We start from the raw sequence: 20035 nt of genomic DNA, 5'->3' as shown, positions 1-20035 counted from the left end.
ACGTCGTAGCTTTTGTGTTCGCTAATTTTGAAGCAGAAAATCATCTGTAAGCAGTTATTGAGTTTTCTCGTCTTGCGTCCGATCATATGCTGCCGGCGGCGCCGCCGGCCGGCCGGGAACCCCGGTCCGACCGTCGGCGCTTGCCCGAATCAGTATTTCGCCCCTACAGTTCGTGGTTGTCATCCTCTCGTCGCTCGGAAGCCCCTATGTCCAATGCCTATAAACGCGTCCTCCTCAAACTCTCCGGCGAAGCGCTGATGGGCGACGATGCCTTCGGCATCAATCGCGCGACGATCGAGCGGATGGTGGCGGATATCGCCGAAGTCGTGGGTCTCGGCACGCAGCTCGCGGTCGTGATCGGCGGCGGCAACATTTTCCGCGGCGTCGCGGGCGGGGCGGCGGGCATGGACCGCGCAACGGCCGACTACATGGGGATGCTGGCGACGATGATGAACGCGCTGGCGCTGCAGGACGCAATGCGCCACGCCGGTATCGTCGCGCGCGTGCAGTCCGCGCTGCGCATGGATCAGGTCGTCGAGCCGTATATCCGGCCCCGCGCTATCCGCCAGCTCGAGGAAGGCAAGGTCGTGATCTTCGCGGCCGGCACGGGCAACCCGTTCTTCACGACGGACACGGCCGCTGCGCTGCGCGGTTCGGAAGTGGGCGCCGAGGTCGTGCTGAAAGCGACCAAGGTCGATGGCGTATATTCTGCCGATCCGAAGAAGGATCCGTCGGCCACGCGTTACACGACGATCAGCTTCGACGAGGCGATCAGCCGCAATCTGCAGGTGATGGACGCGACGGCCTTCGCGCTGTGCCGCGACCAAAAGCTGCCGATTCGCGTGTTTTCGATCAACAAGCCGGGCGCGCTCAAGCGCATCGTGCTGGGCGAGGACGAAGGTACGCTCGTCCACGTGTAAACTCCCGCGGATGCGGGCAAGCGGCGTGGGTCGTCGGCCGTGGTGCGAAGCGCGCCGGGCGGGGCCCGCGTTCTTTGAAGGTTTGAAGGTTCGGAGGTTGAAATGAGTGTCGCTGATGTCAAGAAGGGCGTAGAGCAGAAGATGCAGCGCTCGATCGAAGCGTTCAAGAACGATCTGGCGAAGATCCGCACGGGCCGTGCGCATACCGGTCTGCTCGATCACGTGCAGGTCGACTACTACGGCTCGATGGTGCCGATCTCGCAGGTCGCGAACCTGACGCTCGTCGATGCACGTACCATCGGCGTGCAGCCGTGGGAAAAGAACATGGTCGCGAAGGTCGAGAAGGCCATCCGCGAAGCCGATCTCGGCCTGAACCCTGCAACGTCCGGCGACCTGATCCGCGTGCCGATGCCCGCGCTGACGGAAGAGCGCCGCCGCGAGCTGACCAAGGTGGTAAAGGGCGAAGGCGAAACGGCCAAGGTCGCGATCCGCAACCTGCGCCGCGACGCGAACGAAGCGCTCAAGAAGCTCGTGAAGGACAAGGAAATCTCGGAAGACGACGAGCGCCGTGCGAGCGACGACGTGCAGAAGCTGACGGACAAGCACGTCACCGAAGTCGACAAGCTCGTGCAGAGCAAGGAAGCCGAGATCATGACGGTCTGACGACCGTCCTCGCGCGCCGCCTTCTTCCCGCATTACTGTCTCAACGGCCATGACTTATACCAGCTCTACCGTTCGCGTGCCTGACGTCGGCGCCGTGCCGCGTCACATCGCGATCATCATGGACGGCAACGGCCGTTGGGCGACCGAACGCCGCTTGCCGCGCGTCGCGGGGCACACCCGCGGCGTGGATGCCGTGCGGGCGGTGGTCGAAGGCTGCGCGCGCGCCGGCGTCGAATACCTGACGCTGTTCGCGTTCAGTTCTGAAAACTGGCGGCGTCCGAACGAAGAAGTATCGTTCCTGATGCGGCTGTTCATTACCGCGCTAGAGCGCGAAGTCGGCAAGCTGCACGCAAACGGGATCCGCCTGCGCGTCGTGGGCGACCTCGATCGCTTCGAGCCGCGCATCCGCGAACTGATCCGCCGCGCTGAAACCAAGACGGCGCGCAACACCCGCCTGACCCTGACGATCGCCGCAAACTACGGCGGCCGCTGGGACATCCTGCAGGCGACGAAGAAACTCATCGAGCAGTCCGTGCGCGAGGGGCGCGAGGTCGACGTGACCGAAGCCGCGTTCGCGCCGCATTTGGCGATGGCCTACGCGCCGGAGCCCGATCTCTTCATCCGTACCGGCGGCGAACAGCGCGTCAGCAATTTCCTGCTGTGGCAGCTCGCGTACGCGGAATTCTATTTCACCGACAAATACTGGCCGGACTTCGACGGCGCGGCGCTGGCCGACGCGATCGCGTCGTATACCGAGCGCGAGCGCCGTTTCGGGCGCACCAGCGCGCAACTCGAACCGCAATCGCAGAACGCCGACTCCCTTTCATGCTGAAAACCCGTGTGATCACGGCGATCGTCATGCTGGCAGTGCTGCTGCCGGTGACGCTGTTCGCGCCGCTCACGGCGTTCGGCGTGCTGATCGGCGTCGTGCTCGTGTTCGCCGCGTGGGAATGGGCGCGCCTGCTGAAGCTGGGCGGCGCCGGTTCCGTCGTCTATGCAGTCGTCGCGGCGCTGACGCTCGCGGCGACCGTGCCGCTCGGCGTCGATGCGGCATCATCCCGCCCCCTTTTCATGGCAGCCGGCGTGTTCTGGCTGCTGGTCGGTCCGTTTGCGTTGCGGCGCAAGCCGACGCTCGCGGCCGGCATATGGCGGCCGTTCCTGCTCGCAGCCGGGCTGTTGGTCTTCGCGGCCTGCTGGCACGCGCTCGTTGCGGCGCGTGCGCAGGGCGTTCCGTTCGTGTTGTCGTTGCTTCTGGTCGTCTGGCTGGCCGATATCGGCGCATACTTCGCGGGCAAGGCCTTCGGAAAGCGTAAGCTGGCGATCACGATCAGTCCCGGAAAGAGCTGGGAAGGCGCGATCGGCGGCTGGCTTGCCGTGATGGCCGTAGCCGGTGTCGCGATGGCCGCGCACTGGTTCGAGCCGACCCTGTTTTCCGCATTTGCCGCACGCTACGGGATGCCCGGTGCGTGGGCCGCGCTGACGCTGCTGGTCGTCTACAGCGTGATCGGCGACCTGTTCGAGTCGCTGCTCAAGCGTCAGGCGGGCGTGAAGGATTCGAGCGGACTGCTGCCCGGTCACGGCGGCGTGCTCGACCGCGTCGATGCGCTGCTGCCGGTGCTGCCGCTTGCGATGCTGCTGCTTGGTTAAACCACTATTTCTGTTATGCAAAAACGTCTGACACTGCTCGGTTCCACGGGCTCGATCGGAGACAGCACGCTCGACGTGGTCGCCCGTCATCCGGAGCGTTTCTCGGTCTACGCGTTGACCGCGCACCGCAACGGCGACAAGCTCGTCGAGCAGTGCCTGCGCTTCGCACCCGAAGTCGCGGTGGTCGGCGATGCGGCAACGGCCGCGCACGTCGAGGCGAAACTGCGCGCGGCGGGCAGCAAGACCACGGTGCTGTATGGGCCGCAGGCGCTCGTCGACGTGTCGAAGAGCGACGGTTGCGACACGGTCGTCGCGGCGATTGTCGGCGCGGCCGGCCTCGCGCCGAGCCTCGCGGCCGCGCGCGCCGGCAAGCGCATCCTGCTCGCGAACAAGGAGTCGCTCGTGATGTCGGGCGGGATCTTCATGGACGCGGTGCGCGACCATGGTGCGATCCTGCTGCCGGTCGACAGTGAACACAACGCGATCTTCCAGTGCATGCCGCGTGACGCGAACGAGCACGGCGGGATTTCGAAGATCATCCTGACCGCGTCGGGCGGCCCGTTCCGCACGCGCGAGCCGGCCACGCTCGTCGACGTGACGCCGGACGAAGCCTGCAAGCATCCGAACTGGGTGATGGGCCGCAAGATTTCGGTCGATTCTGCGACGATGATGAACAAGGGTCTCGAAGTGATCGAGGCGCACTGGATCTTCGGTCTGCCGGGCGACCGGATCGAGGTGCTGATCCATCCGCAAAGCGTGATCCATTCGCTGGTGTCGTACCGCGACGGTTCGGTGCTCGCGCAGCTCGGCAACCCCGACATGCGTACGCCGATTGCGCACGCGCTCGCGTTCCCGGAGCGCGTCGACGCGGGCGTCGAGCAGCTCGACCTCGCGCAGATTGCGCAGTTGTCGTTCGAAAAGCCCGACTACACGCGTTTCCCGTGCCTCGCGCTCGCGCTGAAAGCGCTTGAAGAGGGTGGCATCGCGAGCGCCGCACTGAACGCGGCGAACGAAATCGCGGTCGAAGCGTTTCTCGAGCGCCGGATCGGCTTCATGGCGATTGCGGCGACGGTCGACGCCGTGCTCAACGCGCTGCCGAACCGCAACCCGAACGGGCTCGACGACGTCCTTGCGGCGGATGCCGAGGCACGCCGCCTCGCCGCCGAAATCATTGCCAAAGCGCCTGCGCCCCGCGTGGAGCGTACTGTCTGAATGAGGTGCTCATGAACGTGCTGGTCGAACTGATCGCGTTTGCGGTGGCGATCGGGGTGCTGGTCGTCGTGCATGAGTACGGACATTATCGCGTCGCGCGCTGGTGCGGCGTGAAGGTGCTGCGTTTCTCGATCGGTTTCGGCCAGCCCGTTGCCCGTTGGGTCAGCCGCAAGACCGGCACCGAATGGACACTCTCCGCATTGCCGCTCGGCGGTTACGTGAAGATGCTGGACGAGCGCGAGCCCGGGCCGGACGTCAAGCCCGAAGAGCTCGACCAGGCGTTCAATCGGCAATCGGTATTCAAGCGCATCGCGATCGTCGCCGCAGGCCCGATCGCGAACTTCCTGCTGGCAATCGTGCTGTTTTCCGCCGTATTCGCAACCGGCGTGACCGAGCCGGTCGCGGTGCTCGCACCGCCGGCTACCGGCACGGTCGCGGCGCGCGCGGGCTTCGACGGCGGCGAGACGATCGTATCGATCCGCGACGAGCACGGCAGCGAGTCCGAGCCCGTGCGATCGTGGTCGGACCTGCGCTGGAAGCTGCTGTCCGCCGCATTCGATCATCGCGAGATCGTGCTCGGCGCGCGCGACGGAGGCTCGACGTTCGACTTCCGCGTCGATCTGCGTAACGTCTCCGAAAGCCAGCTCGACGACGATTTCATGACGCACCTGGGCTTCGAGACCGGCGGCGGCACGTTGTCGGTGGCGTCGGTGCAGCCCGGCAGCGCGGCCGAGCAGGCGGGCCTGAAGGCCGGCGACACGCTGCTCGCGCTCGACGGGGCGCCCATCGGCGGCGCATCGCGCTTCATCGACACGGTGAAGCACCATGCGGGCAAGGCGGTCGAACTGCAGATCGAGCGTGGCGGCGCCACGCAGACCGTGTCGGTCGTGCCGCAGGCGCAGCGCGACGACGACACAGGGCAGGAGATCGGCCGCATCGGCGCGGCGCTGTCGATGCACACGCCGTCGGTCGACGTGCGCTACGGGCCGATCGAAAGCCTGCAGCTCGGCGCGCGGCGCACGTGGGACATCTCCGTCTATTCGCTGAAGATGTTCGGGCGGATGATCACGGGTAACGCATCGCTGAAGAACCTGTCCGGCCCGGTGACGATTGCCGACTACGCGGGCAAGAGCGCGCGACTCGGTCCGTCGGCCTTCCTGTCGTTCCTCGCCCTTGTCAGCATTAGCCTCGGCGTACTTAACTTGCTGCCGATTCCCGTTTTGGACGGGGGGCATCTGTTATATTATCTGGTTGAAGCCGCGACCGGGAAAGCCATCTCGGAGCGCTGGCAGCTGATTCTGCAAAGAGCCGGGTTGATCTGCATCGTCGCGTTGTCGGCGATCGCGCTGTTCAACGACCTGGCTCGGTTAATCCATTTCTGAAGCGTCAGGCGGCCGCCGCTGGGCAGCCGCCTGATTTGATGCAGCTAAATATTGGGGATGCACGTTGTTCAAACCTCATCGCTTTGTACCTAAGACAGTTGCAGCGGCCGCGCTCGCCGCTCACGGCCTCGTGGCGCATGCAGCGGCACCGTTCGTGGTGCAAGACATCAAGATCGAGGGGTTGCAGCGCGTCGAAGCGGGCTCGGTGTTTGCCTACCTGCCGATCAAGCAGGGCGATACCTTCACCGACGACAAGGCATCCGAAGCAATTCGCGCGCTGTACGCGACGGGCTTTTTCAACGACGTGCGCATCGCCACGCAAGGCAACGTCGTGATCGTGCAGGTGCAGGAGCGTCCGGCCATCGCGTCGATCGACTTCACCGGCACGAAGGAATTCGACAAGGACAACCTGACGAAGGCGCTGCGCGCGGTCGGTCTGGCCGACGGTCGTTATTACGACAAGGCGCTCGTCGACAAGGCGGAACAGGAGCTCAAGCGTCAGTACCTGACGCGCGGCTTCTACGCGGCCGAGGTCAAGACGACGATCACGCCGGTCGACGCGAATCGCGTGTCGATCCTGTTCGCGGTCGCCGAAGGCCCGAGCGCGAAGATCCGCCAGATCAACTTCATCGGCAACAAGGCATTCAGCACCGGCACGCTGCGCGACGAAATGCAGCTGTCGACGCCGAACTGGTTCTCCTGGTACACGAAGAACGACCTGTACTCGAAGGAAAAGCTGACGGGCGACCTCGAGGCCGTGCGCTCGTACTACCTGAACCGCGGCTACCTCGAGTTCAACATCGAGTCGACCCAGGTGTCGATTTCGCCCGACAAGAAGGACATGTACCTGACGGTCACGCTGCACGAAGGCGAGCCGTACACCGTGTCGGGCATCAAGCTGTCGGGCAACCTGCTCGATCGCGAAGCCGAACTGAACAAGCTGATCAAGATCAAGCCGGGCGATCGCTTCTCGGCTGAAAAGCTGCAGCAGACGACCAAGGCGATCGTCGACAAGCTGGGCGAATACGGTTACGCATTCGCGACCGTCAATGCACAGCCGGACATCGACCAGGCGAACCACAAGGTGAACCTGAACCTCGTCGTCGATCCGAGCCGCCGCGTGTACGTGCGCCGCATCAACGTCGTCGGCAACACGCGTACGCGTGACGAGGTGGTGCGCCGCGAAATGCGCCAGCTCGAAAGCTCGTGGTTCGATTCGAATCGCCTCGCGCTGTCGAAGGACCGCGTGAACCGTCTCGGCTACTTCACCAACGTCGACGTGACGACGGTGCCGGTCGAAGGCACGAACGACCAGGTCGACGTGAACGTGAAGGTCGACGAAAAGCCGACCGGCGCGATTACGCTGGGCGCAGGTTTCTCGTCGACGGACAAGGTCGTGCTGTCGGCTGGCGTGTCGCAGGACAACGTGTTCGGTTCGGGCACGAGCCTGTCGGTGAACGTCAACACCGCACGCAGCTACCGTACGCTGACCGTCACGCAGGTCGATCCGTATTTCACGGTCGACGGCATCAAGCGGATCACGGACGTCTACTACCGCACGTACCAGCCGCTCTACTATTCGACGAGCTCGAGTTTCCGGATCATCAGCGCGGGCGGCGACCTGAAGTTCGGCATTCCGTTCTCGGAAGTCGACACCGTGTATTTTGGCGTCGGTCTCGAGCAGAACCGTCTCGACGTCGATTCGGCAACGCCGCAGAGCTACAAGGATTACGTGAACGAGTTCGGCCGCGTGTCGAACACCGCACCGCTGACGGTGGCGTGGTCGCGCGACGCGCGTGACAGCGCGCTGATTCCGAGCCGCGGCTACTTCACGCAGGCGAACGTCGAGTACGGTGCGCCGATCGGCAAGATCCAGTACTACAAGGCCGACCTGCAGGCGCAGTACTACTATTCGTTCTCGCGTGGCTTCATCCTGGGCATGAACCTGCAAGGCGGTTACGGTAACGGTATCGGCAACTCGTACCCGATCTTCAAGAACTACTACGCGGGCGGTATCGGCTCCGTGCGTGGCTACGAGCCGAGCTCGCTGGGCCCGCGCGACACGACGACCAACGACCCGATCGGCGGTTCGAAGATGGTCGTGGGTAACGTCGAACTGACGTTCCCGCTGCCGGGCACCGGTTACGACCGCACGCTGCGCGTGTTCACGTTCTTCGACGGCGGTAACGTGTGGGGCAACGCGCCGGGCGGCACGAGTACGGGTGCGAACGGTCTGCGTTACGGCTACGGTGTCGGTCTGGCGTGGATTTCGCCGATCGGCCCGCTCAAGCTGAGCCTCGGTTTCCCGCTGCAGAAGCACGAAGGCGACCAGTACCAGAAATTCCAGTTCCAGATCGGGACGGCGTTCTGATCGAACGCATGACAACAGCAACGAGAGGGTAATTTTGCTAACCGGTAAGTTTTCGAAACGAGTGATGTGTGCGCTGACCGTTGCGCTGGCCTTGGGCGCGGCGACAGCACACGCTCAGGACGTCGCCCGCATCGCGGCGGTCAATTCGGATCGGATCCTGCGCGAGTCCGCGCCCGCCAAGGCGGCGCAGACGAAGCTCGAAGCCGAGTTCGCGAAGCGTGACAAGGATCTGCAGGACATGGCGGCCCGCCTGAAGTCGATGTCCGATTCGCTGGACAAGAACGGCGCGTCGCTGTCGCCGACCGATCGCGCGCAGAAGCAGCGCGATCTCGCGCAGCTCGATACCGACTTCCAGCGCAAGCAGCGCGAGTTTCGCGAAGACCTGAACCAGCGCCGCAACGAGGAACTTGCTGCCGTGCTGGAGCGCGCGAACAGGGTCATCAAGCAGATCGCCGAGCAGCAGAATTACGACCTGATCGTGCAGGAAGCCGTGTACGTCAGCCCGCGCATCGACATCACCGACAAGGTGCTCAAGGCGCTCGCGTCCGGCTCGACGAACTGAACGGAGCAGACGACGAATGGCATTGACGCTCGAGGAACTCGTAAAGCGGTTCGGCGGCGAGATCGCCGGCGACGCCCAGTGCAAGGTGAGCAGCCTCGCGCCGCTCGACCAGGCAGGCCCTCAGCAACTCGCGTTTCTCGCGAATCCGAAGTACCTGTCGCAGGTTGAAGCAACCCGCGCCGGCGCGGTGCTGATCGCGCCGAAGGATCTCGAAAAGCTGCGCGCGGCTGCCGGCCCCCGGGAGGCCGGCCCCCGGGAAGCCGGCCCCCGCAATTTCATCGTGACGCCGAATCCGTACGCGTACTTCGCACGCGTCGCGCAGATGTTCATCGATCTCGCCACGCCGCAGCGCGCGGCCGGCGTGCATCCGAGCGCAACGATCGATCCGGCCGCAAAGGTCGCCGCGAGCGCGGTGATCGGCCCGCACGTGACGGTCGAAGCCGGTGCGGTGATCGAGGACGGCGTGCAACTCGACGCGAACGTATTTGTCGGCCGCGACACGACGATCGGTGCGAATTCTCACCTGTATCCGAATGCCTCGGTCTACCACGGCTGCAAGATCGGCCCGCGTGCGATCATCCATTCGGGCGCCGTGATCGGCTCCGACGGGTTCGGTTTCGCGCCGGATTTCGTCGGTGACGGCGACGCGCGCACCGGCAGCTGGGTCAAGATCCCGCAGGTCGGCGGCGTGTCGGTCGGCCCGGACGTCGAGATCGGCGCGAACACGACGATCGATCGCGGCGCGATGGCGGACACCGTCATCGAGGAATGCGTGAAGATCGACAATCAGGTCCAGATCGGCCACAACTGTCGGATCGGCGCCTATACGGTGATCGCCGGCAGCGCGGGCATCGCGGGCAGCACGACGATCGGCCGCCACTGCATGATCGGTGGGGCGGCAGGTATCGCCGGCCACGTGACGCTCGGCGACTATGTCATCGTCACCGCGAAGTCGGGCGTGTCGAAGTCGCTGCCGAAGGCTGGCATCTATACGAGCGCGTTCCCGGCCGTCGACCACGGCGAATGGAACCGGAGCGCCGCGCTCGTGCGCAACCTCGACAAGCTGCGCGACCGCATCAAGGCGCTTGAAACCGCGCTTGCCGCCCAGGGCGGCACGGACGCCTGACCCATCATGCGAGTCCACGAACCGGGCACGGCCAGCGCATCCGGCCCGGTTTGCCAGACTGGGCCGCGTGGCGGCCCGCTTCAGCCTTTGCATCACCACCGCGCAGCACCTGCGTGAGACGAACCATCATGAGCACTGAAAAAATCAATCTCGACATCCACAAGATCCTCACGCTGCTGCCGCACCGCTATCCGATTCTGCTCGTCGATCGCGTGCTCGAACTTGAACCGCACAAAGGGATCAAAGCGCTGAAGAACGTGTCGATCAACGAACCGTTCTTCCAGGGGCATTTCCCGAAGCGGCCCGTGATGCCGGGCGTGCTGATCCTCGAGGCGCTGGCGCAGGCCGCCGCGCTGCTGACTTTCTCGGAAGAGCAGCCGAAGGACCCGGAGAACACGCTGTACTACTTCGTCGGTATCGACGGCGCGCGCTTCAAGCGACCGGTCGAGCCGGGCGACCAACTGATTCTGAACGTGACGTTCGAACGCTACATTCGCGGCATCTGGAAGTTCAAGGCGGTGGCGGAAGTGGACGGCAAGGTGGCGGCGGAAGCCGAACTGATGTGCACGGTCAAGACGACCGACGTGGCGCCCTGAGCGACGCGGCACGGACAGGCAACGCAACGCGACACATCATATCGAGAGGCAACGGCGCATGACCAGGATTCATCCCACCGCGATCGTCGAACCGGGCGCGCAGATCGACGAATCGGTCGAGATCGGCCCGTACGCGATCGTCGGTCCGAACGTCACGATCGGCGCGCGTACGACGATCGGCTCGCACAGCGTGATCGAAGGTCACACGACGCTCGGCGAGGACAACCGCATCGGCCACTACGCGTCGGTCGGTGGCCGTCCGCAGGACATGAAGTACAAGGACGAGCCGACCCGGCTCGAGATCGGCAACCGCAACACGATCCGCGAATTCACGACGATCCACACGGGTACCGTGCAGGATGTCGGTGTGACGACGCTCGGCGACGACAACTGGATCATGGCCTATGTGCACATCGGTCATGACTGCCGCGTCGGCAACAACGTGATCCTGTCGAGCAATGCGCAGATGGCCGGTCACGTCGAGATCGGCGACTGGGCGATCGTCGGCGGGATGTCGGGCGTTCATCAGTTCGTGCGCATCGGTGCGCACTCGATGCTGGGTGGCGCATCGGCACTCGTACAGGACGTGCCGCCGTTCGTGATCGCGGCAGGCAACAAGGCCGAGCCGCACGGCATCAACGTCGAAGGCCTGCGCCGGCGAGGTTTCTCACCCGACGCGATCTCGGCGCTGCGCAGCGCATACCGCGTGCTGTACAAGAGCGGCCTGTCGCTCGAGGAAGCGAAGGTACAGTTGCGCGAACTGGCGACGGCAGGCGGCGAAGGCGACGCGGCAGTCACGGCGCTCGTCGAGTTCGTCGACGCGTCGCAGCGCGGCATCATCCGCTAAGCGATGTCGCTCCCGACCAATCAGATCCGGCTTGCGATGGTGGCCGGCGAGCCGTCGGGCGACCTGCTCGCGGCCTCGCTGCTCGGCGGACTTCACGAGCGTCTGCCCGCGTCGACCCAGTATTACGGGATCGGCGGGCAGCGGATGCTCGCGCATGGCTTCGACTCGCACTGGCAGATGGACAAGCTGACGGTGCGCGGTTACGTCGAGGCACTGGGCCAGATCCCCGAGATCCTGCGGATTCGCGGTGAACTGAAGCGCCAGCTGCTCGCGGAGCGGCCGGACGCGTTCATCGGCGTCGATGCACCCGATTTCAACTTCAACGTCGAACAGGCGGTGCGCGACGCAGGCATCCCGTCGATCCATTTCGTGTGCCCGTCAATCTGGGCATGGCGCGGCGGCCGGATCAAGAAGATCGCGAAGTCCGTCGATCACATGCTGTGCTTGTTCCCGTTCGAACCGGCGCTTCTCGACAAGGCGGGCGTCGCGTCGACGTACGTCGGCCATCCGCTTGCCGACGAGATTCCGCTCGAACCCGACACGCACGGCGCGCGCATCGCGCTCGGGCTGCCGACCGACGGCCCCGTGATTGCGGTGCTTCCGGGCAGCCGGCGCTCGGAGATCGGGCTGATCGGTCCCACGTTCTTCGCGGCGATGGCGCTGATGCAGCAGCGCGAGCCTGGCGTGCGGTTCGTGATGCCGGCGGCGACGCCCGCGTTACGCGAGCTGCTGCAGCCGCTCGTCGACGCGCATCCGCAACTCGCGCTGACGATTACCGACGGCCGCTCGCAGGTCGCGATGACGGCTGCCGACGCGATTCTCGTGAAAAGCGGCACCGTCACGCTGGAAGCCGCGTTGCTGAAGAAGCCGATGGTGATTTCGTACAAGGTGCCCTGGCTGACCGGGCAGATCATGCGCCGGCAGGGCTATCTGCCGTATGTCGGCTTGCCGAACATCCTGGCGGGGCGCTTCGTCGTACCCGAGTTGCTGCAGCATTTCGCGACGCCCGAGGCGCTCGCCGATGCAACGCTCACGCAGCTGCGCGACGATGCGAACCGCCGTACGCTGACCGAAGTCTTCACCGAAATGCATTTGTCGCTGAGGCAGAACACTGCCGCGAAGGCCGCCGAAGCGGTCGTACGCGTACTCGAGCAACGCAAGGGGCGCGCATGACGACTGTCCGTGTATCACGCCGCCGCGCGTCGATTGACGAACAGGGCGGGTTCGACTTCAGCCGCCCCGACGAGATCGTCTGCGGCGTCGATGAAGCCGGCCGCGGTCCGCTCGCAGGGCCGGTGGTCGCCGCCGCGGTGATTCTCGATCCCGCACAGCCGATCGACGGGCTCGACGATTCGAAGGCGTTGTCCGCCAAGAAGCGCGACGCATTGTACGAACTGATCGTCTCGCGTTCTCGTGCGTATTGCGTCGCGTCGGCGAGCGTCGACGAAATCGACACGCTCAACATCCTGCACGCGACGATGCTCGCGATGAAGCGGGCCGTCGAGGGCCTGTCGGTGCTGCCGACGCTTGCGCAGATCGACGGCAATCGCTGTCCGACGCTGAGTGTGCGTGCCGAGGCGATCGTCAGCGGCGACGCTCTTGTGCCGAGCATCTCGGCCGCGTCGATCCTCGCAAAGGTCACGCGCGACCGGATGCTCGTCGACCTGCATGAACGCTTCCCGGTGTACGGCTTCAACGTGCACGCCGGGTACGGCACCGCGAAACACCTTGCCGCGCTGCGCGAACATGGCCCGTGCGAAGCGCATCGGCGCTCGTTCGCCCCGGTGCGCGCGGCGCTCGATCTGGCGGCCTCTTCCCGCTAATGGCGGGCTTGCGCTGGCCGCCAGAAGGGTCGACGCATGGAATGAGACACGGCGAACGCCAGGCGTATTCGCAACGAGCATGACGCCGCGATCGGCCGTTCTGGCGGCCAGCCCCTGGAAAGGGATTTTTTAGTTTCGGGAACGTGTCTTGCCGGCCGCATTGCGGCGTTGCGTGTCGCTTGTTTGGCTCGGCCAGACGGCGCTCCTTGCTTCTTGCACTGCGACCGGCGACGCACGTTCGCAAGCCCGTTATTAGCGGGAACAGGCTCTCTGATGAAAAGCATTACTTCCCGCGACAACCCGCTGTACAAGCGCCTGAAGACGCTCGCGGGTTCGACGTCCCAGCAGCGCCGCGGCGGCCAGGCGCTGCTCGAAGGGTTCCATCTCGCGAGCGCGTATCTCGATACGGGCGCCACGCCCGAGCTGTGCGTCGCGACCGAAGGCGCGCTCGAGCACGCCGAGGCGCAGGCGATCATCGCGCGGATCGACGCGCAGCGTGTGGTCACGCTGCCCGATGCGCTGTTCGGACAACTGTCGAACGTGGTCAGCGGCGTCGGTTTCCTGTTGCTTGTCGACCGGCCCGCGCAGCCGTTGCCCGAGCGCGTGACGCACACGTCGGTCGTGCTCGACGGCGTGCAGGATGCCGGCAACGTCGGGTCGATCCTGCGCAGTGCAGCGGCGGCCGGCGTGCGGCACGTGTTCTGCGCGCCGGGCACCGCGTATGCGTGGTCGTCGAAGGTATTGCGTTCGGGGATGGGGGCGCATTTCCTGCTGTCGATCCACGAGGATGTCGTGCCGGACGCGCTCGCGGGGCGGCTCGACGTACCGGTCGCGCTGACCGATTCGCACGGCGCGCAGCCGATCTACGACTGCGACCTGGCCGGGCCGGTGGCATGGGTGTTCGGCAACGAGGGCGCAGGCGTGTCGGCGTTCTGGCGCAATGCGGCCACGCATCGCGTGACGATTCCGCAGCCGGGCGGAATGGAGTCGCTGAACGTTGCGGCGGCAGCGGCGGTGTGTCTGTTCGAGCAGGTGCGACAGCAGCGGCACGGATGATGACGTGACGCGCCGCCTGCCCGCGGGCAGGCGGCAACAAACAAAAAGGCCGCGTCGGACGCGGCCTTTTTGTTTTTCGCGGCGGCCTGACGGCCGTCAGCGGGCAGGCGAGATCAGTACGACTGTCGGTCGAGGCGTATTTCCTGCAGGATCGTCGTCGCGATCTCCTCGATCGACTTGTGCGTCGACGACAGCCACTTGATCCCTTCGCGGCGCATCATGGCCTCGGCCTCGTTGATCTCGTAGCGGCAATTCTCCGGCGCCGCGTACTTGCTGCCGGGGCGGCGCTCGTTGCGAATCTCCGACAGGCGCTGCGGATCGATCGAGAGCCCGAACAGCTTCTCGCTGTACGGCGACAGCGCCGACGGCAGCTTGCCGCGCTCGAAGTCTTCCGGAATCAGCGGGTAGTTGGCCGCCTTCACGCCGTATTGCATCGCGAGATACAGGCTCGTCGGCGTCTTGCCGCTGCGCGATACGCCGACCAGGATCACGTCGGCTTCCGACAGGTTGCGGTTCGACTGACCGTCGTCGTGCGCGAGCGAAAAGTTGATTGCCTCGATCCGCGTCTTGTATTCCTCGGTATCGGCGTTCTGGTGGCCGCGGCCCATCGCATGGCTCGACTTGAGCTCCAGTTCCTGTTCGAGCGGCTCGACGAAGCGCTGGAACATGTCCAGCACGAGCGCGTTCGAGCGCTTGACGATGTCGTTCGACTCGCTGTCGACGAGCGTCGTGAAGACGATCGCGCGACGGCCGTCGTGCACGGCGGCGTCGTTGATCTTTTCGACGGTCGCATAGGCTTTCTCGAGCGAGTCGACGAACGGCACGCGCACGAGGCGGAATTTCTGGTCGAACTGGGAGAGGATCGAATGCGCGAAGGTTTCGGCAGTGATCCCGGTGCCGTCGGAGACGATGAAAACGGTAGGCAGCATGAATCTGGGCGTCGAGCGTGAAGGGCAGTTGCGCGGGCGGCTGGAGGTTCGCCTCCAGACGCAGTGACAAGGTCGCGCCACATCCGGCAGCCGGCACGGTAGAATAGCGGCAACCTGTTGGATAAGCAATTGCGGGGGCAGGGTGCAAACGGCACCCAAGGCTTGCCGTGCTCGATCCATAACTCCCGGCAAATTCGGCGATTGGTATGAATATATCGCCTTTCTGCCGGGATTTTTACAAATCGGGTCGGAAGCGGTTCCGTCCTGCGATTGTTTCTCCAACAGGTTGCGCAAGACGCGCCGCGCCTTTTTGCAAGCGCCCGCGTCCGAGCCCACTTGCGCAATCGAGCATTTTTTTCACACTTAGGGGCTTGTATGACTAACGCAGCAAACGTCGCAAAGGATCAGGCGTATGTAATCCCGTTCGAGCAGTTGCGGATGACCGATGTGGAGATCGTGGGCGGCAAGAATGCGTCGCTCGGCGAGATGATCAGCCAGCTTTCCGAGGCAGGCGTTCGCGTACCCACCGGTTTCGCCACGACCGCGCTCGCTTTCCGCGATTTCCTCAAGCACAACGATCTGACCGATCGCATCGCCAAGCGTCTCGAGTCGCTCGACATCGACGACGTGAAGGCGCTCGCCGAAGCCGGCGCCGAAATCCGCAAGTGGATCGTCGACGCACCGATGCAGGCACGTCTTGAGCAGGAAATCCGCGCACAGTTCGAAATCCTGAAGAGCGGCTCGCCGAGCGAGCTGTCGTTTGCCGTGCGCTCGTCCGCGACCGCGGAAGACCTGCCCGACGCATCGTTCGCCGGTCAGCAGGAGTCGTATCTGAACGTCGTCGGCATCGAGGACGTGCTCGACCGCATGAAGCACGTGTTCGCGTCGCTGTACAACGACCGCGCGATCTCGTATCGCGTGCACAAAGGCTTCACGCACGCGGAAGTCGCCCTGTCGGCCGGCGTGCAGCGCATGGTCCGCTCGGACGTCGGCGCAGCCGGCGTGATGTTCACGATTGACACCGAATCGGGCTTCAAGGACGCCGTGTTCATCACGTCGAGCTACGGCCTGGGCGAAACCGTCGTGCAGGGTGCGGTGAACCCGGACGAGTTCTACGTGTTCAAGACGACGCTCGCGCAGGACAAGTATCCGATCATCCGCCGCTCGATCGGCTCGAAGCTGATCAAGATGGAATTCACGCAGCCGGGCGAGCCGGGCCGCGTGAAGACGGTCGACGTACCGCACGAGCAGCGCAACCGCTACTCGATCACCGACGAAGACGTGATCGAGCTCGCGAAGTACGCGGTCATCATCGAGAAGCACTACCAGCGTCCGATGGACATCGAGTGGGGCAAGGACGGTCGCGACGGCAAGATCTTCATCCTGCAGGCGCGTCCGGAAACGGTGAAGAGCCAGGCGAGCGGCAAGGCCGAGCAGCGCTTCAAGCTGAAGGGTCAGTCGCAGGTGCTGGCGACGGGTCGCGCGATCGGTCAGAAGATCGGCGCGGGTCCCGTGCGCGTGATCCAGGATCCGTCGGAAATGGAACGCGTGCAGCCGGGCGACGTGCTGGTGGCCGACATGACCGACCCGAACTGGGAGCCGGTGATGAAGCGTGCATCGGCGATCGTCACGAACCGTGGCGGCCGCACCTGCCACGCGGCGATCATCGCGCGTGAGCTCGGCGTGCCGGCAGTCGTCGGTTGCGGCGACGCGACCGATATCCTGAAGGATGGCGCGCTCGTTACCGTGTCGTGCGCGGAAGGCGACGAAGGCAAGATCTACGACGGGCTGCTCGAGACGGAAGTCACGGAAGTGCAGCGCGGCGAACTGCCGGAAATCCCGGTCAAGATCATGATGAACGTCGGCAATCCGCAGCTCGCGTTCGACTTCTCGCAACTGCCGAACGGTGGTGTTGGCCTCGCGCGTCTCGAGTTCATCATCAACAACAACATCGGCGTGCACCCGAAGGCGATTCTCGAGTACCCGAACATCGACCAGGATCTGAAGAAGGCCGTCGAGAGCGTTGCACGCGGTCACGCGTCACCGCGCCAGTTCTACGTCGACAAGCTGACGGAAGGCGTTGCGACGATCGCTGCGGCGTTCTATCCGAAGCCCGTGATCGTGCGCCTGTCCGACTTCAAGTCGAACGAGTACAAGAAGCTGATCGGCGGTTCGCGTTACGAGCCGGACGAAGAAAACCCGATGCTGGGCTTTCGCGGCGCGTCGCGCTACATCGCCGAAGACTTCGCGCAGGCGTTCGAGATGGAATGCCGTGCACTGAAGCGCGTGCGTGACGACATGGGCCTGACCAACGTCGAGATCATGGTGCCGTTCGTGCGGACCGTGAAGCAGGCGGAACGTGTTGTCGGCCTGCTCGAGAAGTTCGGCCTGAAGCGCGGCGAAAACGGCCTGCGCCTCGTGATGATGTGTGAAGTCCCGACCAACGCGATTCTCGCCGAAGAATTCCTGGAACACTTCGACGGTTTCTCGATCGGTTCGAACGACCTCACGCAGCTCACGCTCGGCCTCGACCGTGACTCGGGCATGGAACTGCTGGCTGCCGACTTCGACGAACGCGACCCGGCCGTCAAGTTCCTGTTGAAGCGTGCGATCGACACCTGCCGCAAGATGGGCAAGTATGTCGGGATCTGCGGCCAGGGCCCGTCCGATCACCCGGATTTCGCGGAATGGCTGACCGACGAAGGCATCGTGTCGATCTCGCTGAACCCCGACACGATCATCGATACGTGGCAGGCGCTGGCCAACCGGAAGTAACGGTCCGTCATGCCGATTCGACGAAAGAGCGGTGCTGCCGCGCTTTCGTTGAAGGCAAAATGCAAGCTTCATGCTATAAACACCTCGGTAAGCACCGGGGTGTTTTTGTTTGTCGGTACGCGTCGGGGATGTTTTTCTGGAGACCGCAATGATGTCGGGGCATCTGTTCTGGTGGATCGGGGGCGGTGTGCTGGTCGTGGCCGAATTGCTGACCGGCACGTTCTATCTGTTGATGATCGCGCTCGGCTTTTTCTCGGGCGCCTTGCTGCAGCTCGCGGGCTTCGCGCCGCACGCGCAGTTCGGCGCGGCCGCCGCGGTCGCGATCATCGCGATGGTCGTGCTGCGTCGCTCGGGGCTCGGGCGCAAGCAGAAGCGCGACACGTCGACGAATCCGGACGTCAATCTCGATATCGGCGCGACCGTCACGGTCGACGCGTGGCATGACGGCCGCGCGCGCGTGCAGTATCGTGGCGCCGACTGGGACGTCGAGCTCGCGAGCGGCGAGCGCGACGATGCGCACGTGTATCGGGTGAGTGCCGTGCGCGGCAACTGTCTCGTCGTCGTAGCGAAACCCGCGGGCTGATCGTCCACTGATACAACAAGGAGGGAACACTGCATGGATACGCTGGTCATCTGGGTCGTCCTGCTTATCATCGCCATGGTGATCGTGTCGAAGACGGTGAAGATCGTGCCGCAGCAGCATGCGTGGGTGCTCGAACGTTTCGGGCGCTATCACGCGACGCTGTCGCCCGGTCTCAATATCGTGCTGCCGTTCGTCGACCGGATCGCATACCGGCACGTGCTGAAGGAAATCCCGCTCGACGTGCCGAGCCAGGTCTGCATCACGCGCGACAACACGCAGCTTCAGGTCGACGGCGTGCTGTACTTCCAGGTCACCGATCCGATGAAGGCATCGTACGGGTCGAGCAACTTCGTGCTGGCGATCACGCAGCTCGCGCAGACGACGCTGCGCTCGGTAGTCGGCAAGCTCGAGCTCGACAAGACCTTCGAGGAGCGCGACTTCATCAACCACAACATCGTGTCGGCGCTCGACCAGGCCGCGGCGAACTGGGGCGTGAAGGTGCTGCGCTACGAAATCAAGGACCTGACGCCGCCGAAGGAGATCCTGCACGCGATGCAGGCGCAGATCACCGCCGAGCGTGAAAAGCGTGCGCTGATCGCTGCCTCCGAGGGCCGCAAGCAGGAGCAGATCAACCTCGCGTCGGGCGCGCGCGAAGCGGCGATCCAGAAGTCGGAAGGCGAGCGGCAGGCCGCGATCAACCAGGCGCAAGGCGAGGCGGCCGCGATTCTCGCGGTTGCCGAGGCGAACGCGCAGGCGATCCAGAAAATCGCGCAGGCGATCCAGTCGCAGGGCGGGATGGACGCCGTGAACCTGAAGGTTGCCGAGCAGTATGTCGGCGCGTTCTCGAACCTCGCGAAGCAGGGCAATACGCTGATCGTGCCGTCGAACCTGTCGGATCTGGGCACGGCGATCGCATCGGCGCTGACGATCGTGAAGAGCGCGGCGCCGGCCGCGGCCGGCAAGGGCTGAGCGTGGGCTGAACGCACGGCGATCGGCCCCGACGCCTTATACCGTAGAAAGCGACACGGCCCGCTGCGAGCGGGCCGTGTCGTTTGCGATGCAGGCTGGGCGAATCAGGTGCCGGCGCGCATGATGCGCGCCTTTTCGCGTTCCCAGTCGCGTTTCTTCTCGGTTTCGCGCTTGTCGTGCAGCTTCTTGCCCTTCGCGAGCGCGATGTCGCATTTCACGCGACCGCCCTTGTAATGGAAGTTCAGCGGCACGAGCGTGTAGCCGCGCTGCTCGACCTTGCCGATCAGTTTCTTGATTTCCTCGCGGTGCAGCAGCAGCTTGCGCGTGCGGACCGGATCGGGGGTGATGTGCGTCGAGGCTTCGGGCAGCGGGCTGATATGGGTACCGATCAGGAAGATCTCGGCGTTCTTGACGACGACGTAACCTTCCTTGATCTGGCCGCGGCCGGCGCGCAGCGCCTTGACTTCCCAGCCCTCCAGCACGAGCCCCGCCTCGTAGCGCTCCTCGATGTGATAATCGAAGTGCGCTTTCCTGTTGTCGATGATGCTCATGAAAGGATCGGGCCAACTCGTTT

Annotated in this window: 19 protein-coding genes; 17 read left to right on the top strand and 2 right to left on the bottom strand. The window is 64.5% G+C overall.

Annotated elements, in window-relative coordinates:
- The first annotated feature begins 206 nt into the window (after positions 1-206).
- The 14 genes from pyrH to DIE13_RS27005 all read left to right on the top strand — a co-directional run bounded on the left by pyrH (position 207) and on the right by DIE13_RS27005 (position 14205).
- A complete protein-coding gene (gene pyrH, locus DIE13_RS27070) occupies positions 207-920 on the top strand; it encodes a UMP kinase (RefSeq protein ID WP_011885142.1) in 714 nt (237 codons plus the stop codon).
- A 102-nt stretch (positions 921-1022) separates the two neighbouring features.
- Positions 1023-1583 (top strand): ribosome recycling factor, encoded by a 561-nt coding sequence (gene frr, locus DIE13_RS27065; protein ID WP_096503361.1) that lies wholly within the window; start codon positions 1023-1025, stop codon positions 1581-1583.
- Between the two features lie 49 nt (positions 1584-1632).
- Entirely contained in the window at positions 1633-2415 is a 783-nt protein-coding gene (uppS, locus tag DIE13_RS27060; RefSeq protein WP_124830141.1) for a polyprenyl diphosphate synthase, read from the top strand.
- Positions 2409-3230, top strand: a complete 822-nt coding sequence (locus DIE13_RS27055; protein ID WP_124830140.1) for a phosphatidate cytidylyltransferase — start codon at positions 2409-2411, stop codon at positions 3228-3230. Before uppS ends, DIE13_RS27055 begins: the two co-directional genes overlap by 7 nt.
- 15 nt (positions 3231-3245) lie before the next feature.
- Positions 3246-4442 (top strand): 1-deoxy-D-xylulose-5-phosphate reductoisomerase, encoded by a 1197-nt coding sequence (locus tag DIE13_RS27050; protein WP_124830139.1) that lies wholly within the window; start codon positions 3246-3248, stop codon positions 4440-4442.
- 11 nt (positions 4443-4453) lie between these two features.
- Positions 4454-5824 carry an RIP metalloprotease RseP gene (gene rseP / locus DIE13_RS27045; protein ID WP_124830138.1) on the top strand — a complete coding sequence of 457 codons (1371 nt, stop codon included), beginning with the start codon at positions 4454-4456 and terminating at the stop codon, positions 5822-5824.
- Between the two features lie 64 nt (positions 5825-5888).
- The gene (gene bamA, locus DIE13_RS27040; protein ID WP_124830137.1) at positions 5889-8195 is read left to right on the top strand and encodes an outer membrane protein assembly factor BamA; all 2307 of its coding nucleotides are present in this window, start codon (positions 5889-5891) and stop codon (positions 8193-8195) included.
- 64 nt (positions 8196-8259) lie between these two features.
- Positions 8260-8757, top strand: coding sequence for an OmpH family outer membrane protein (locus DIE13_RS27035; RefSeq protein ID WP_175751321.1), 498 nt, complete (start codon positions 8260-8262; stop codon positions 8755-8757).
- Positions 8758-8773: 16 nt separating this feature from the next.
- Entirely contained in the window at positions 8774-9883 is a 1110-nt protein-coding gene (gene lpxD / locus DIE13_RS27030) for a UDP-3-O-(3-hydroxymyristoyl)glucosamine N-acyltransferase (RefSeq protein WP_124830135.1), read from the top strand.
- A 128-nt stretch (positions 9884-10011) separates the two neighbouring features.
- Positions 10012-10479 (top strand): 3-hydroxyacyl-ACP dehydratase FabZ, encoded by a 468-nt coding sequence (fabZ, locus tag DIE13_RS27025; RefSeq protein WP_021159112.1) that lies wholly within the window; start codon positions 10012-10014, stop codon positions 10477-10479.
- A 58-nt stretch (positions 10480-10537) separates the two neighbouring features.
- Positions 10538-11326 (top strand): acyl-ACP--UDP-N-acetylglucosamine O-acyltransferase, encoded by a 789-nt coding sequence (gene lpxA, locus DIE13_RS27020; protein WP_096503345.1) that lies wholly within the window; start codon positions 10538-10540, stop codon positions 11324-11326.
- A 3-nt stretch (positions 11327-11329) separates the two neighbouring features.
- Complete coding sequence (gene lpxB / locus DIE13_RS27015) at positions 11330-12499, top strand: lipid-A-disaccharide synthase (RefSeq protein ID WP_124830134.1); 1170 nt, start codon at positions 11330-11332, stop codon at positions 12497-12499.
- Positions 12496-13149: a ribonuclease HII gene (rnhB, locus tag DIE13_RS27010; RefSeq protein ID WP_124830133.1), complete on the top strand. Its 654-nt coding sequence runs from the start codon at positions 12496-12498 to the stop codon at positions 13147-13149. Before lpxB ends, rnhB begins: the two co-directional genes overlap by 4 nt.
- 273 nt (positions 13150-13422) lie before the next feature.
- Positions 13423-14205, top strand: coding sequence for an RNA methyltransferase (locus tag DIE13_RS27005; protein ID WP_124830132.1), 783 nt, complete (start codon positions 13423-13425; stop codon positions 14203-14205).
- 113 nt (positions 14206-14318) lie between these two features.
- Here the strand turns inward: DIE13_RS27005 and DIE13_RS27000 are convergent, their stop codons facing one another.
- Positions 14319-15134: a pyruvate, water dikinase regulatory protein gene (locus DIE13_RS27000; protein ID WP_098555793.1), complete on the bottom strand. Its 816-nt coding sequence runs from the start codon at positions 15132-15134 to the stop codon at positions 14319-14321.
- A gap of 375 nt (positions 15135-15509) precedes the next feature.
- Between DIE13_RS27000 and ppsA the strand changes: the two genes are divergently transcribed.
- The 3 genes from ppsA (at position 15510) to DIE13_RS26980 (ending at position 19461) form a co-directional block, all read left to right on the top strand.
- Entirely contained in the window at positions 15510-17909 is a 2400-nt protein-coding gene (ppsA, locus tag DIE13_RS26990; protein ID WP_124830131.1) for a phosphoenolpyruvate synthase, read from the top strand.
- Positions 17910-18057: 148 nt separating this feature from the next.
- Positions 18058-18492 (top strand): NfeD family protein, encoded by a 435-nt coding sequence (locus tag DIE13_RS26985; protein WP_124830130.1) that lies wholly within the window; start codon positions 18058-18060, stop codon positions 18490-18492.
- Between the two features lie 33 nt (positions 18493-18525).
- Positions 18526-19461, top strand: coding sequence for an SPFH domain-containing protein (locus DIE13_RS26980; protein ID WP_124830129.1), 936 nt, complete (start codon positions 18526-18528; stop codon positions 19459-19461).
- A 104-nt stretch (positions 19462-19565) separates the two neighbouring features.
- Here the strand turns inward: DIE13_RS26980 and smpB are convergent, their stop codons facing one another.
- Positions 19566-20012, bottom strand: a complete 447-nt coding sequence (smpB, locus tag DIE13_RS26975; RefSeq protein ID WP_006758548.1) for an SsrA-binding protein SmpB — start codon at positions 20010-20012, stop codon at positions 19566-19568.
- Between the last annotated feature and the right edge of the window lie 23 nt (positions 20013-20035).

This window comes from Burkholderia sp. Bp9016, from assembly GCF_003857765.1.
Classification (GTDB): domain Bacteria; phylum Pseudomonadota; class Gammaproteobacteria; order Burkholderiales; family Burkholderiaceae; genus Burkholderia.
Note: the sequence above shows the minus strand (reverse complement) of the source record. Positions and strands in the feature narration are given on the sequence as shown.